Raw genomic sequence first — 14,137 nt, 5'->3', positions numbered from 1 at the left:
GTCCGGCGAGCCGGGGTGGTCACCAATAGTGGGCGACGTCCACGACCACGCGGGTCGGATTCTCGAGCGTCATGACGCGGAACGGCAGCCGGGCACGCACGCCCAGGCCCATCCGGGACTGGCCTTCGAACGACACCGCCCAGGCGAGCTGGCGGAACGTTTGATAGCCGTTGACATCGACAAGTTCGGTGCGGTTCGGCGGCCAGTAGGTCATGTTGCCGGCGCTGTCGTAAGCCGGCGCGTTGACCGTGACCTGCAGGAACGCGCCGCCGCGCAGGGGAACGACCGCGCCGGAACCGTCTTCGGTGACGGTGTCGACGTAGCGCACCGTGTACCCCGCCGCCGGGCCCGCCACGTCCACGACCATGCGGTCGAAGCATTGGTGACGGCCCGCGCGCACATTCGTGAGGGTGCCTGCGGAGTAGTTCGGATCGGATTTGTCCTGGGAACCCCACACCAGTCCGCAGTAGGACGGGGTGGCGGCCGCGGGCAGGATGGCCAGGCCGAGGAAGGTTGCCAGGGAAGCTAGGAGGATGAGGAAGCGACGCATGTCGCACCGCCTTTGATCGGGGGCCCTAGGTCGGGGTCGGAGTATTGATTTATCGGACGAATCAGACATCGCGTTAGCGTCGGTCCGGTGTCGAATGCGCGGCGAAACGTACGATCACAGGTCACGAATCAACCGGAGGTGGATGTGTTCCTGTGGGAGCAGCACTGTTGTCTGCCGTTGCGGCCGACGGCGCGGATCGAGGATCTGGCACGGTATCCGCTGGGGTCGTATCTGTGTGTGAATGTGGGGTATTCGGGGGAGAGCAAGGCCGACTCGCTGGCGCTGCTGCACCAGTTCCGGGGTCAGGCGCAGGATGATCCGCGGTTCCGGTTGGTCGACACCGTCGCCGATATCGGCGCCCCCGACGTGATCGGGCTGGCCTTCGACCTGGAGGACTCCGCGCCGCTGGAAGGCGACCTCGACAATGTCGACCTGTTCTACGGCCTGGGCGTGCGCTCCTTGCTGCCCACCTACAACCACGCCAACGCGGCAGGCTGCGGCTGCCTCGACACGGTGGACACCGGCCTGACCGGCTACGGAAAAGACCTGGTACGCAAGCTCAACGAGGTCGGCATGTTCGCCGACGGCTCGCACTGCTCACGCCGCACCGGCCTCGACATCTCCACCCACACCTCGGAGCCGATGATCTACAGCCACTCCAATTTCGCTGCCCTGCACGAACATCCACGCAACATCGACGACGAACAGGCCCGCGCGTGCGCCGCGACCGGCGGCGTGATTGGCATCAACGGCGTCGGCATCTTCCTCGGCTTCAACGAACCCGCCGCACGCCTACAACGCTTGGCTGCGATGGCCGACCAAATCCGTTACGGCGTAGACCTACTCGGCATCGACCACATCGGCATCGGCTCCGACTACTCCTTCGACGGCGAACAATTCAACGACGAGATCCAAGAAAACCCCGCCGCCTTCTCCGCCGCCTACACCCAGTGGGGCCCGCTCCAATGGACCCCACCCGAAGACCTCCTCGGCAAGTCCGACCTCCCGGGCCTCGGCGACCTGCTGGCCGACCGCGGTTTCACCCCCACCGAGCGCGCAGCGGTCTTCGGCGGCAACTTCGCCCGCATCGCAGCCCAGGTCTGGCGCACCTAGCGTGTTGGACGAGTGATCACCACGCTCTGGTGGCGGGAGCCTCTCGCGCGATGCCGCCACCACAGCGTGGTGATCTTGAAACCTAGGCGAGGCGGACGAGCATCTTTCCGGTGTTGGCGCCGGTTAGGACGCCGAGGAGGGCTGCGGGGGCCTGGTTGAGGCCTTCGTAGACGGTTTCGGTGGTGTGTAGGGTGCCGTCGGCCAGCCAGGTCGCGGCCTTGGTGATGTATTCGGCGAAGATCGGGAAGTAGCTGGTCACCAGCATGCCGCGCAGGGTGATCTCCTTGGTTGCCGCTAGGTAGAGGTCGGGGGTCTGCTGGGTGGTGGTGCCGTTGTAGCCGCTGATCGCGCCGACCAGGGCGACGCGGCCGTGCTGCTCGAGCGCCTCGATGGCGACCTTCAGGTGTTCGCCGCCGACGCTGTCGAGGTAGACGTCGATGCCCTCGGGCGCGGCCGTCGCCAGCTGCCCGGCGAGATCGCCCGCGCGGTAGTCGATGGCGGCGTCGAAGCCGAAGTCCGCGAGCAGCTTTCGGGTTTTCACCGCACCGCCTGCCGAACCGATCACCCGCTTCGCGCCCAGTGCCTTGGCGATCTGCCCGGCCACGCTGCCTACCGCGCCTGCGGCAGCCGAGATGAACACGGTGTCGCCGGGTTTCACCGGGGCGACCTCGGTGAGTGCGGCGTAGGCGGTGAGGCCGGTGGTTCCCAGCACGCCCAGGAAATGCTGTGGCGCAGCGAGATCCGTATCGATGACGGTGGCGGCGTCGACGATGGCATGTTCGCGCCAGCCGGCGAAGTGCGAGACCGTCGCGCCGACCGCGATATCCGCCGAACGGGAGGCGATCACCTCGCCTATAGCCGAACCATCCAGGGCCGCACCGAGTTCGAACGGTGGGATGTAGGTCACCTTGTCGTCCATGCGGCCGCGCATATACGGGTCCACCGACATCCAGGTGTTGCGGACCAGGATCTGCCCCTGCGCGAGCTCGGCCAGTTCCCGCTCGACCAGCGCGAAATCGCCTGCCACCGGTGCTCCGTTCGGCCGGGCGGCGAGGTGGATCTCGCGGGTGAAGGTGGGCAGCGCGCTGGTGGTCGTGTTCGACATGATCGGGCCTTCTTTCCAGGTCAGCCGGTGTTTCTCGCCGGTGATGACAACGTTATGGGGCGCGATCGGCCCTATCGAGGTCCTTGGACGCCACCACTCGGTCCCTTCGCGTCACGTATCGCAACGGCGCGGCACTCGTCGCGTGGGGTGAGGGCGGCCGACAGATCGATCAGGTTGAACCAGCTGGGCATCAGGGCGGATCAGCGAGTCCAGCGGTGGAAGGCTTTGCGGAGGGCGCGGTCATCGGTGAAGCCGAGGCGGTGGGCAATCGCGGTTCGGGTGAGCCCTTGGGCCAGTAGGAGTTTCGCGCGTTCGTGGCGGAGCATGTCGAGTTCGTCGCGCCAGGTGGTGCCGTGTTCGGCGAGGTGGCGTTGGAGGGTGCGTTGGCTCATCGCAAGGGATTTCGCGACGCGGGGCAGGGTGGGGTCGGCGGCGTCGAGGGCTGCTTCGAGGGCGATGTGGAAGGTGTCGAGGGGGTCGGCGATGGTGCGTGCGGAGGCCAGGACCAGGTCGGCGTGGCTGCGCATCAGGTCTGCGAGCATCGGGTCGCTGCGGTGCAGTGGGGCGTTGGCGTCGTCGGCGTGGAAGGTGATCGAGTCCGATTCCGCGTCGAATTCGATACTGGCCGTGCCGAATACAGCCAGCAGGGCCGACCGATCAGGCGGCGCGCTGTGACCGAAGCTCACCCGTGTGGGGACCAGGGGGCGCCCGGTGGCCTCGCGGCCACGCCGCAGGTAGTAGGCCAGCACGTACTCGTTGACCACCGCCGCCACCGCGGGATCACCGGCGGAGGTGCGGTAGCCGATGGTGAGATCACCGTCGCCGGAGAGATCGAAACTCTCCGCAGCGCCGGTGACGAGGCGGTGATACGGCTGGGCACGGTGCAGCGAATCGGTCAGTGTCGCACCGCTTGTCACCAGGTAGTCCCAGGTGTTCAGCGTGCCGAGCGGTGCGGCGGCGGCCACCGCGACCCCTGCTCCCGGACGCGTATGGGCGATCAACTCCCACAGTCGCACCAGCGAACTCATCGGGATCCGGTTCAGCTCACCGCGCAACACCACGTCGTCGGTGCCGGGGACGCGAGTCAACTGCGCTTCGGCCACCCCCGCTTCACGTGCGGCCTGAACGAGCAATCGAACCAAGTGGGTCGACACCGTGCCGTCGAGTCGACTGCCGATTCCTGGGCCCGCGGCGGAGTCGTCGACGTAGGGCACACTGTCGGGCAACTCTGGGCTGTTCACTGCCGGTCCTCACAGCTCCGACGTGCACACCGTCTGGCAACGCTCGGCTGTTCACTGCCGGTCCTCACAGCTCCGACGTGCACACCGTCGAGCAACCCTCGCCCGCTCACTGCCCTCACAGCTCCGACAGTAATCCCTGATCTGGCACAACGGCCGTTCTGGACAGTCGATCACCAGGCTTTCACGCAAACATCGCCCGAGTAGAAAAATCCCTCAAAGCCTGGTGATCGACTGACCAGCAGTAGTAGCTCCGTGTTCGCGCGCATCTCACCGATGTGGGGGACGGGTGGGTGAACTTCGCGAAACAGAGTTAGGCTCGTTCACGTGACTTCCCACTACGATGTCGTCGTTCTCGGCGCTGGTCCCGGCGGATATGTCGCCGCGATCCGTGCCGCTCAACTCGGCCTGCGAACAGCGATTGTCGAGCAGAAATACTGGGGTGGCGTGTGCCTGAACGTGGGCTGCATCCCGTCCAAGGCACTGCTGCGCAACGCCGAGCTGGCCCATATCTTCACCAAGGAGGCCAAGACCTTCGGCATCTCCGGTGACGTCAGCTTCGATTTCGGTGCCGCCTTCGACCGCAGCCGCAAGGTGGCAGACGGTCGGGTCAAGGGCGTGCACTTCCTGATGAAGAAGAACAAGATCGACGAGTACGACGGTCTCGGTGTGTTCACCGGCCCGAACTCGATCGATGTCGACCTCACCAAGGGCGGCGTCGAGACGATCACGTTCGACAACGTCATCATCGCCACCGGCACCACCACCCGCCTGCTGCCCGGCACGTCGCTGTCGGAGAACGTGGTCACCTACGAGGAGCAGATCCTCACCCGTGACCTGCCCGGCTCGATCCTGATCGTCGGCGCGGGCGCCATCGGCATGGAGTTCGCCTACGTTCTCAAGAACTACGGCGTCGACGTGCGGATCGTGGAGTACTTGGATCGCGCGCTGCCCAACGAGGACGCCGACGTCTCCAAAGAGATCACCAAGCAGTACAAGAAGCTGGGCATCACCATCACCACCGGTGCGGCCGTACAGTCGATCGACGACGACGGTTCCAAGGTCACCGTGCAGATCAAGGACAACAAGTCCGGCGCGATCGAGACCGTCACCGTCGACAAGGTGCTGCAGGCCGTCGGCTTCGCCCCGCGCGTGGAGGGCTACGGCCTCGAGACCACCGGTGTGGAGCTCACCAACCGTGGCGCCATCGAGATCGATGACTACATGCGCACCAACGTGCCGCACATCTACGCGATCGGTGACGTCACCGCCAAGCTGCAGCTCGCCCACGTGGCCGAGGCACAGGGCGTGGTCGCGGCCGAGACCATCGGCGGCGCCGAGACGATGACGCTGGGTGACTACCGGATGATGCCGCGCGCCACCTTCTGCCAGCCGCAGGTCGCCAGCTTCGGCCTCACCGAGGAGCAGGCCCGCGACGAAGGCTACGACGTGAAGGTCTCGACCTTCCCGTTCCAGGCCAACGGCAAGGCGCACGGCCTCGGCGACCCGACCGGCTTCGTGAAGCTGATCGCCGACGCCGCGCACGGCGAACTCATCGGCGGCCACCTGATCGGCCCCGACGTGTCGGAGCTGCTGCCCGAGCTGACCCTGGCCCAGAAGTGGGACCTCACGGTCAACGAGGTGGCCCGCAATGTGCACACGCACCCGACGCTGAGCGAAGCGGTGCAGGAAGCTGTGCACGGCCTCGCGGGGCACATGATCAACTTCTGAGGTGTTCGATGGCGGCCGGGTGCGCGGATATCGCGTGCCCGGCCCTTTCGTAGCCTCCCGTGATCACGCGAGAACATGGGTAACTCCCCAGCCGACTCCGAACCGTTTCGCACCTGACGCGAGACCGAGAACAAACAGTCGAATTGCCGGACGGCACGCAAAATACGCGGGGAGGCGGGAAGGCGCGTTGATTTGGTGAATCCCGTTCCGTGACCGATGATCAACTGCACCTCCAGGTAGTTGTTCCACGCTCGTGTTCGACATGTTTGTGTTCCATGAGATGGTCCCCTCACCCGGGTCTCGCCGCGGTGGCGGGCACGGTTGAGAGGGTACGAATCGAATGAGCTTTCTCGGGTGGACAGCACGGATCGCGGCTATGGCCGCAGTAGCTGTGGCCGGACTCGGCACGGTGACACCAGCCGTGGCTGAACCCCTTTTCCCAGGTGGGCCGGATGTTCCCGGCGTCCCCTCGATCATCCCCACCGCCTCCCCGTGCCCCGTGGTCGAAGCCAGGGTGTGCATGCGGCTGTCGACGAACGAGGCGTGGCTGGTCGACAACGGTCGGGTGATCTTCGGACCCACCCCGATCTCGCACGGCATGCCCGGCTTCGAAACCCCGCCCGCGGTGACCCGCGTGTCGTTCAAGCGGGAATTCCACTGGAGCACGATGCACAACGCGCCGATGCGCTGGGCGACATTCTTCAACGGCGACATGGCATTTCACGTCGGCCCGATCCAAGCGCAATCACACGGCTGTGTGCGCATGACCGAAGACGGTGCGCACCGCTTCTTCGACTATCTGAATCCGGGCGATATCGCCCAGGTGATCGTGTAGAAACGTCCTGACTCACCGGGGATGACCCGGTGAGTTACCGTTTGCCGGTGCGCAAGTGGCTGGTCGGCGGGGTTGTCGGGATCGTTGTGGTGCTGGCGGTCGTGGCTGGTCTGTATGTGTTGATGAATTCACGGACCTATCAGCTGCAGGGGCGGCTGGTCGACCGGGTCGCCACCGAGGAGAAGGTCGTCGCGTTGACCTTCGACGACGGGCCGACCGAGCGCACGCCCGAGGTGTTGCGGATGCTCGACGAACTGAAGGTGCCCGCCACCTTCTACCTCATCGGCGAAGCCATGGCGGCGCATCCCGAATACGGTGCCGCCATCGCCGCGGCCGGGCACGAGATCGGCAATCACTCGTATACGCACCGTCGCATGGTGCTGATTTCCGGTGACACCGTGCGCGAGGAGATCGAGCGCACCGACACCGAGATCCGCCGCACCGGCTTCGCGGGACCGATCACTTTCCGCCCGCCGTACGGCAAGAAACTGTGGGCGCTGCCGCATTACCTGGCCGAGCACGACCGCACGACGGTGACCTGGGATGTGGAGCCCGATTCCGCGGGCGGGGCCTCCCGCGAGACCATCGTCGGCGACGCTCTCGCGCAGACCAGGCCTGGCTCGATCATCCTGCTGCACGTGATGCAGGGAACCGAGTCCGCCGCGGCGGTCCCGGACATTGTCAACGGACTGCGTGCACAGGGCTACCGATTCGTCACCGTCTCGGACCTTCTCGCCCGCTGACCTCGCGTATCGAAAGACCGCTAGGCTCGGCAGCGTGGCTGATCAAACTCCCCGTCGACGTGCGCACTCCTGGTTGAGTGGGTTGTTGTTCGTGATGGGCACCCTGCACTTCGTGGCACCCAAGCCGTTCGACAAGATCGTGCCCCCGCAGCTGCCCGGCAACCCGCGGACCTACACGTATGCGTCCGGGGTTGCCGAGCTCGGCGTTGCCACCGCGCTTGCGGTGCCGCGCACCCGTCGGCTCGGCGGCTGGCTGGCCGCGGCGTTGTTCATCGGTGTGTTCCCCGCCAACATTCAGATGACCGTCGATGTGGTCGGTAATCCGAAGGCGCCCAAGGCTTTCAAGGCCGGGGCGTTGGCGCGGTTGCCGTTGCAGATTCCGATGATCGTGGCGGCGTTGCGGGTCGCGCGCCGCTGATCAGACCCACTGGACGAGCTGGATGATGATCCCGTTGGGGTCGGTCATCTGGAAGTAGCGCTCGCCCCACTCCTCGGTTTCGATCGGCGTTTCGATCGGGACACCTTCGGTGCGCAGCCGGTCGTATTCGCGGTCGATGTCGTCGACGACGAACACCACCAGCAGCCCGTCACCCGCGCTGCCGGCGATGCGGGCGGGCTTGAACGAACGCAGGCCCGTGCGCAGGTAGATCACGTCCATGCCGGCGTCTTCCCGCGACAGCGCGACGAACCCGTCGGCGGCCATCTTCTCGGTGAAGCCGAGGTGGTCGATGAGGAACTGGGCCGAGGCCTGCGGGTCGGCGACATTGAGGGAGACGGCGGAAGCGGTGATCTGCATAAGTTCTCCTCGGGGCCATGAACTCCGTACTTTGTACGCTTTTCACTCTGGGAGATCGCGGGCCGCCCCGCCATATGGCCTGGGTCACACTATTTGAAGGTGTCCCGTTCGACGCGCAAGGTCGTGATGGTCGAGGCCAGGCCCTCGTACTGGTTGATCAGCAGCACGATCTCGATCAGGACCCGCTCGTCGAAGTGCGCGGCCAGCTCGGCCCACGCCGCGTCGTCGACATTTCGGGTGGTCACCAGCTGATCCACGGTCGCCAGCAGCGCCCGCTGCCGAGGTGTCCAGCCTTCGGCGTCCGGACCTGCGGCAACCCGCTCGATCTCGACGGCACTCAGGCCCGCCTTGCGCCCCAGTCGCCTGTGGTGGTCGGTCTCGTAACCGCACTCGCGCAGGTGCGCCACCCGCAGGATCACCAATTCGGCCTCCGCGCGCGGCAGGCGACCGCCGGGCATGAGCTTGCCGGAGAAATGCAGCCAGCCGCGGAACAGTCCGCCGGTGCGTCCGAGGGTGCTGAAAAGGTGTGCGTCGTCGGTGCCCGACGCGCGGGAAAGTACTTGCCACACAACCCAGTTGATCGGTCCTAGTTCACCGAGTCGTCCCGGAGAAACGCGTGGTAGGGGCACTGAATCCATCGTTGGTCCACCTGTCGTGTGCAGCATCGTCGGCCGAATCGCCAGGGTACTCGCCGGTTCCGGCCGCGGGGGTCGGTCCTGTGTTCGTGCCGGTTTTCTTTGGTTTCCAGTGGTTTTCGGAACAGTTGCGCGTCATGATCGGTGGGTACCGCAGCGCGCAGCGGCGGTGAGATCGCAGCACTGGTAGGGGAACATCGCACATGCTGGTTCGGATCAGGCCTGGGGCGCAGCTCACGGGGGCCGAGCGCGAGCTCGTGGAATGCCTGCGCGACTATCCGAGTACGGGGCTGGCGCTGGTCGATTGCCAGGTCGGTGATCGGCGGCTGGGCGCGGTGATCGTGACCCCGCGCGGGATCACCGTACTCGAGGTCAGGGGCTTCCGGCGACGGCAGAGCGGGCTGCTCACCGTCGCGGCCGACGGCAGCTGGAAGATCAGCGACAGTCCGCTGGATTTAGAGGACGAATCCACGAACGCGCTCACCGACCAGGTCGAGCACGGGGTACACGCGGTGCGCGTGGCGTTGGAACAGGCGCTGCAAGAGGGCAAGCACGTGTGCGGTGCGGTGATACTCGTGCCGTACCGGGGCGTGGTCGTGCGGCCCGCGCGCACGACACTGCGGCCCGGGCTGGACGTGCTGGTCGCCAATACCGTTGACGCGCACGAGCTTCGGGTCTATCTCGAGGGGTTCTCGGCGGCACCGCGCGAGTGGACTGTGGATCGGGTGATCAACACGTGCACCGCGCTCGGGGTGGGGGAGGTGCCGTCGCGCGCGGAGTTGGCCGAGGAGGGGTTCGCGGCCAATCGCCCCGCACCCACGCCGGTGGCGCCGCAGGTGCGGCCGGTGCGCAAGGTCAGCGCGCCCCCGCCGCCGGTGGATCCCTCACGGCGCGGAAAGCTGGTCGGCGTAGCGGTTTTCGTGGCGGCGTTGATCGGGGTGTTCGTGGTCTTCCTGGTGGTGGGCATGGCTCTGCTGCAGGAATCGCCGAAGACGCGGCCGATGTCGGATACCTCGCAGACGACCTCGACCACTCGTGCGCCCGTGCTCGGTCCGTCGACGACCAGCGCGCCTGTCACGCCGCGTAAGACCGCGTGCTGGCCCTTCCAGACCGACTGCTGATCAATCCCGCACGGCGCGACCGAGTTTGGTGAACGCGATCGCCTGCTCGGCACGCACCCGGACGTGGGCGCGGGAGGAATCCAGGTGGGCGGTGAGGGTGCGCAGGGCCTGTTCGGTGTCACCGGACAGGACCTGTTCGGCGATGGTGATGTGCTCGGCGGTCATCGCGGCCACTCGTTCGGCGGTGGGCATGTCCATGGTGCGGACCGGGCGAACGCGCAGGTACATCGCGGTCAGTGCCTCGGCGAGTGCGGAATTGCCTGCGGCCCTGAGGAGTTCGGTGTGGAACTGTTCGTCGGCGGCGACCAGCTCGGGGCCGGGTTCGGGTGGGGCGTCGCGGTATCGGAGCCAGCGGGCCAGTTCGGCGCGCACGGTGGGCAGGTCGTGTCCGGGCGTCGGTGCGTGGACTGAACTTGCTGTGCGCTGAAAACCGCGGGATTCCAGCACGATTCGTAGCTCGTAGAGTTCGTCGAGCTCGTTCAGGCGTGGGCGGTAGAGGTATAAACCGTCGGAATGCCGTTGCACCAGGCCATCGGCTTGCAGGCGGGCCAGCGCCTCGCGCACCGGAGTGCGCGAGACGCCGTAGCGGCGGGCCAACCGTTCGGCGCGCAGCCGTTCGGTCGGAGCCAGTTCGCCCGTGGCGAGGTCACGCCGGAGCTCGTCGTAGACGCGGGAGGCAAGCGGTACCCGCTTCGCCGGACCGGCCCTGTCTGCCATGTGACCGGCTGCGTTCAGATGGCCATCGCCGCGCGGACCGCGGATTCCGCGCCGGCCCCGCCCGTCCCGGTCGAGCCCAGATGCCCCGAATGCAGCACGTAGTACTGCTGCGCGGCCTGCAGGGCGAAGCCGATGTGTTGCTCCACCAGCAGCACGCTCAAACCGCCGCGCTGCGTCAATTCGATGATGGTGCGCTCGATTTCGGCCACAACCGACGGCTGGATGCCCTCGGTGGGTTCGTCGAGAATGAGCAGTTTCGGCTCGGTGATCAGGGCGCGCGCAATGGCCAGCTGTTGACGCTGGCCGCCCGAGAGCAGACCGGCCTTGCGGGTGAGCAGGTCCTTCAAGGCGGGGAACAGGTCCAGGGATTCGTCGATCAGCGCCTTGCCGCGTTTGCGACCGTCCGCGACCACCTGCAGGTTTTCGGCGGTGGTCAGCTGGCCGAAGCTCTGCTGACCCTGCGGCACGTAGCCGATGCCGCGCTTGACCCGTTGCGACGGTGAGAGTTTGGTGATCTTCTCGCCGTTGAACGTGATGGTGCCCGACTTGGTGGGCAGCAGGCCCACCGCGGTGCGCAGCAGGGTGGTCTTGCCCGCGCCGTTGTGGCCCATGATTGCGACCACGGAGTCGTCGGGCACGGTCATGCTGATGCCGTGGATGACCTCGGTGCGCCCGTATCCGGCGTGGATGTCGTGTAGCTCGAGCATCGGACTACTCCTTTTCTAGCGCAACGAGATTCGCGGTACCGAGGTAGACCTCTTGCACCTTCGGATCGGCCTGCACCTGTTCGACGCTGCCCTCGCTGAGCACCTTGCCGCCCGCGAGGACGGTGACCGAGGTGGCGAACGAGCGCATGAAGTCCATGTCGTGCTCCACCACGATCACCACGCGGTCACCACCGATGCGGCGCAACAAGTTTCCGGTCTCTTCGCGTTCTTCGGCGCTCATGCCGGCGACAGGTTCGTCGAGCAGCAGCACCGAGGCGTTCTGGACCAGCAGCATCCCGATTTCGAGCCACTGCTTCTGCCCGTGCGCGAGGACGCCTGCGGGCTTGTCGCGCAGTGCGGTGAGACCTGTTGTCTCCAAAGCCTCTTCGATGCTCGGCAGCACCGACTTGCGCGTGCGAAGCAGCGAAAGCGCCGAACGTCCCGCTCCCGCAGCGATATCCAGGTTCTGCAGCACCGTCAGCTGTTCGAACACGCTGGCCGTCTGGAAGGTGCGTCCGATGCCCAGGCGGGCGATCTGGTGCACCTTCTTGCCCAGCAGTTCCACACCCTGCTTCTGCGCCGAACCGGTGGCCGGGACCAGGCCGGTGATGGCGTCGATCAGCGTGGTCTTGCCCGCGCCGTTCGGGCCGATCAGGAACCGCAGGTCACCCTGCAGCACAGTGAGGTCGACATCGGTGACCGCCTTGAAGCCGTCGAAACTGACTGTCAGGCCACGGATTTCGAGGTAGTCGCTGTCCATTCCCGCGTTGCCGCCGGCTTTGGGTTCGTGGGTCATCGCGCTTCCACCTTCTCCAGGGTGACGTCGGCGGTGGGTTCTTCCGGTGCGGGCGGCAGCTTCTTGCGGCTGTCGAGCCAGCCCTTGAACATCGGCCACAGCCCGGCCAGACCGGCGGGGATGAAGCCGACGACCACGATGAACAGGATGCCCTGCATGTAGGTCCAGCCCGACGGGAACTGCTCCGACAGCGACGTCTGCGCCCAGGCCACGCCGATCGCGCCCAGGATCGGGCCGAGCAGGGTGGTGCGGCCGCCGATGGCCACGCCGATCAGGAAGGCGATCGACGGGATGACGCCGATGTCGGCGGGGGAGATGATGCCCACGATCGGGGTGAACAGCGCACCGGCGATACCGGCCAGGAACGCCGCCACCACGTACGCGACGATCTTGATATTGGCCGGGTCGTAGCCGAGGAAACGCACGCGTTCCTCCGCGTCACGCACCGCGACCAGCAGTTCGCCGTAGCGGCTGCGGTTGAGCTGACGGATCAGCGCCACCACCACGAGCAGTGCGCCCGCGGTGATGAAGAACAGCATCTGGCGGTTGGCCGGGTCCGACAGCTTGAAGCCGAAGAACGCGCGGAAGTCCGACAGGCCGGTGAAGCCGCCGATGGCCTGCTGACCGGTGAGCAGGATCGCCAGCGCCGCGGCCAACGCCTGGCTCAGGATGGCGAAGTAGGCGCCGCGCACCCGACGCTTGAACACGCCGTAGCCGAGCACGGCGGCGACCAGGGCGGGCAGCACCAGGATGCCCAGGATCGCGACCGGCGCGGAACTGAACGGCTGCCAGAAGGTCGGAAGTTCGCTGATGCCGGAGATTTCCATGAACTCGGGGACGTCGTTGCCCAGGCGTGCGGCGTCGGCGAGTTGCATGTGCATGGCCATGATGTAGGCGCCGATGCCGAAGAACACGCCCTGGCCCAGGGTGAGCATTCCGCCACGGCCCCATGCCAAGCCGATGCCGGCGGCCACGATGGCGAAGCACAGGAACTTGGCGAGCAGGTTCAAGCGGAAGTCGCTCAAAACCGCTGGGGCGACAGCGAACAGCAGAATCGCGGCGACCGCGAAACCAGCAAGGGGAGTGGCGCGCGGGTAGGCGCGGAGACGTTCGGTGAGTGCGGTCATGCCAGGCTCCTCGTCCGCACGGTGAACAGGCCCTGCGGGCGGACCTGCAGGAAGATGACGATCAGCACGAACACGATCACCTTCGCGATGGACGCGGTGGTGGAGTATTCGATGAACGAGTTGAGCAGGCCGAGCGCGAACGCCGCGATCACCGTGCCCTTGATCTGGCCCAGGCCGCCGATCACGACGACCAGGAACGCGTCGATCAGATAGCTCTGGCCGATGGTGGGGCTGGTCGAGCCGATCAGGGTGAGCGCCACACCGGCGACACCGGCGAGTCCGGAGCCGATGAAGAAGGTGCTGATATCGGTGAAACGGCTGGAAATACCGCTGGTTTCGGCCAGTCCGCGGTTCTGCACGACGGCACGAATCCGGCGGCCCATCGGGGTGGTCTTGAGCACGGCGGCCAGTGCGGTCACCGCGACGATCGCCAGCACCAGGATGAAGATGCGGGTCTTGGGCACCACCGCACCCGCGATAGTGATTCCGCCACTGAGCCATTCGGGCACGAGCACGTTCTTGGCGGGTGCGCCGAAGATGTCGCGCGCGGCCTGCTGCAGCACGAGGCCGACACCGAAGGTGACCAGCAGCGTGTCGAGCGGACGGTCGTACATGTAGCGGATGAGCCCCATTTCCAGGGCGGCGCCGAGCAGGCCACCGATGAGAAAGCCCATCAGCAGCGACACGACCAGTGAAACTCCGGCCGACGAGAAAACTTGCTGCACAACATAAGTGGTGTAGCAACCGGCCATGATGAATTCGCCGTGCGCCATGTTGATCACGCCCATCTGACCGAAGGTCAGAGAGAGGCCGAGCGCGGCGAGCAGAAGAATGGATCCCAGACTCAGCCCGGTGAAGAGCTGACTGATCAGCACGTCCATTGCAGTGGACTCCTTGGAAATGGGGCGGTGTGGGACGCGGTC

General features: G+C 66.2%; 16 protein-coding genes. 6 read left to right on the top strand and 10 right to left on the bottom strand.

Features of this window, described 5'->3' with window-relative positions:
- Positions 1–19: 19 nt before the first annotated feature.
- The gene (locus ACFWVD_RS16835; protein ID WP_379243619.1) at positions 20–550 is read right to left on the bottom strand and encodes a hypothetical protein; all 531 of its coding nucleotides are present in this window, start codon (positions 548–550) and stop codon (positions 20–22) included.
- Positions 551–688: 138 nt separating this feature from the next.
- Between ACFWVD_RS16835 and ACFWVD_RS16830 the strand changes: the two genes are divergently transcribed.
- Positions 689–1,663, top strand: coding sequence for a dipeptidase (locus tag ACFWVD_RS16830; protein ID WP_379243617.1), 975 nt, complete (start codon positions 689–691; stop codon positions 1,661–1,663).
- 82 nt (positions 1,664–1,745) lie between these two features.
- On the opposite strand, the gene ACFWVD_RS16825 is transcribed toward ACFWVD_RS16830, so the two are convergent.
- On the bottom strand, positions 1,746–2,768 hold the full coding sequence (locus ACFWVD_RS16825; RefSeq protein ID WP_379243615.1) for an NADP-dependent oxidoreductase: 1,023 nt from the start codon (positions 2,766–2,768) through the stop codon (positions 1,746–1,748).
- A gap of 200 nt (positions 2,769–2,968) precedes the next feature.
- Complete coding sequence (locus tag ACFWVD_RS16820) at positions 2,969–4,009, bottom strand: AraC family transcriptional regulator ligand-binding domain-containing protein (RefSeq protein ID WP_379243613.1); 1,041 nt, start codon at positions 4,007–4,009, stop codon at positions 2,969–2,971.
- A 324-nt stretch (positions 4,010–4,333) separates the two neighbouring features.
- Here ACFWVD_RS16820 and lpdA point away from each other — a divergent pair, with 324 nt between their 5' ends.
- The 4 genes from lpdA (at position 4,334) to ACFWVD_RS16800 (ending at position 7,733) form a co-directional block, all read left to right on the top strand.
- Complete coding sequence (lpdA, locus tag ACFWVD_RS16815; protein ID WP_379243611.1) at positions 4,334–5,737, top strand: dihydrolipoyl dehydrogenase; 1,404 nt, start codon at positions 4,334–4,336, stop codon at positions 5,735–5,737.
- Between the two features lie 376 nt (positions 5,738–6,113).
- Entirely contained in the window at positions 6,114–6,572 is a 459-nt protein-coding gene (locus ACFWVD_RS16810) for a L,D-transpeptidase (protein WP_379243609.1), read from the top strand.
- Positions 6,573–6,694: 122 nt separating this feature from the next.
- Positions 6,695–7,315 carry a polysaccharide deacetylase family protein gene (locus ACFWVD_RS16805; RefSeq protein ID WP_379243953.1) on the top strand — a complete coding sequence of 207 codons (621 nt, stop codon included), beginning with the start codon at positions 6,695–6,697 and terminating at the stop codon, positions 7,313–7,315.
- Between the two features lie 94 nt (positions 7,316–7,409).
- Positions 7,410–7,733 carry a hypothetical protein gene (locus ACFWVD_RS16800; RefSeq protein ID WP_379243951.1) on the top strand — a complete coding sequence of 108 codons (324 nt, stop codon included), beginning with the start codon at positions 7,410–7,412 and terminating at the stop codon, positions 7,731–7,733.
- Here ACFWVD_RS16800 and ACFWVD_RS16795 read toward each other — a convergent pair whose 3' ends face one another.
- Both ACFWVD_RS16795 and ACFWVD_RS16790 read right to left on the bottom strand, forming a co-directional pair.
- On the bottom strand, positions 7,734–8,111 hold the full coding sequence (locus ACFWVD_RS16795; RefSeq protein ID WP_379243607.1) for a VOC family protein: 378 nt from the start codon (positions 8,109–8,111) through the stop codon (positions 7,734–7,736). It abuts the gene before it with no gap.
- An 89-nt stretch (positions 8,112–8,200) separates the two neighbouring features.
- A complete protein-coding gene (locus tag ACFWVD_RS16790) occupies positions 8,201–8,749 on the bottom strand; it encodes a carboxymuconolactone decarboxylase family protein (protein ID WP_379243605.1) in 549 nt (182 codons plus the stop codon).
- Positions 8,750–8,949: 200 nt separating this feature from the next.
- On the opposite strand from ACFWVD_RS16790, the gene ACFWVD_RS16785 reads away from it, so the two are divergent.
- A complete protein-coding gene (locus ACFWVD_RS16785; RefSeq protein WP_379243603.1) occupies positions 8,950–9,867 on the top strand; it encodes an NERD domain-containing protein in 918 nt (305 codons plus the stop codon).
- Here the strand turns inward: ACFWVD_RS16785 and ACFWVD_RS16780 are convergent, their stop codons facing one another.
- Genes ACFWVD_RS16780 through urtB form a run of 5 tightly spaced genes read right to left on the bottom strand, consistent with a single transcriptional unit; the run spans position 9,868 to position 14,095 of the window.
- Positions 9,868–10,584, bottom strand: a complete 717-nt coding sequence (locus ACFWVD_RS16780; protein ID WP_379243601.1) for a GntR family transcriptional regulator — start codon at positions 10,582–10,584, stop codon at positions 9,868–9,870. It abuts the gene before it with no gap.
- A gap of 14 nt (positions 10,585–10,598) precedes the next feature.
- Positions 10,599–11,291, bottom strand: a complete 693-nt coding sequence (gene urtE, locus ACFWVD_RS16775; RefSeq protein WP_379243599.1) for an urea ABC transporter ATP-binding subunit UrtE — start codon at positions 11,289–11,291, stop codon at positions 10,599–10,601.
- A gap of 4 nt (positions 11,292–11,295) precedes the next feature.
- Positions 11,296–12,087, bottom strand: a complete 792-nt coding sequence (gene urtD, locus ACFWVD_RS16770) for an urea ABC transporter ATP-binding protein UrtD (protein WP_379243597.1) — start codon at positions 12,085–12,087, stop codon at positions 11,296–11,298.
- A complete protein-coding gene (gene urtC / locus ACFWVD_RS16765) occupies positions 12,084–13,214 on the bottom strand; it encodes an urea ABC transporter permease subunit UrtC (protein ID WP_379243595.1) in 1,131 nt (376 codons plus the stop codon). Before urtC ends, urtD begins: the two co-directional genes overlap by 4 nt.
- On the bottom strand, positions 13,211–14,095 hold the full coding sequence (gene urtB / locus ACFWVD_RS16760; RefSeq protein ID WP_379243593.1) for an urea ABC transporter permease subunit UrtB: 885 nt from the start codon (positions 14,093–14,095) through the stop codon (positions 13,211–13,213). Before urtB ends, urtC begins: the two co-directional genes overlap by 4 nt.
- Positions 14,096–14,137 lie beyond the last annotated feature (42 nt).

This window comes from Nocardia sp. NPDC058666 (assembly GCF_042714895.1).
Lineage (GTDB): Bacteria > Actinomycetota > Actinomycetes > Mycobacteriales > Mycobacteriaceae > Nocardia.
The sequence above is the reverse complement of the archived record's forward strand: the minus strand, read 5'-3'. Positions and strand labels throughout refer to the sequence as shown.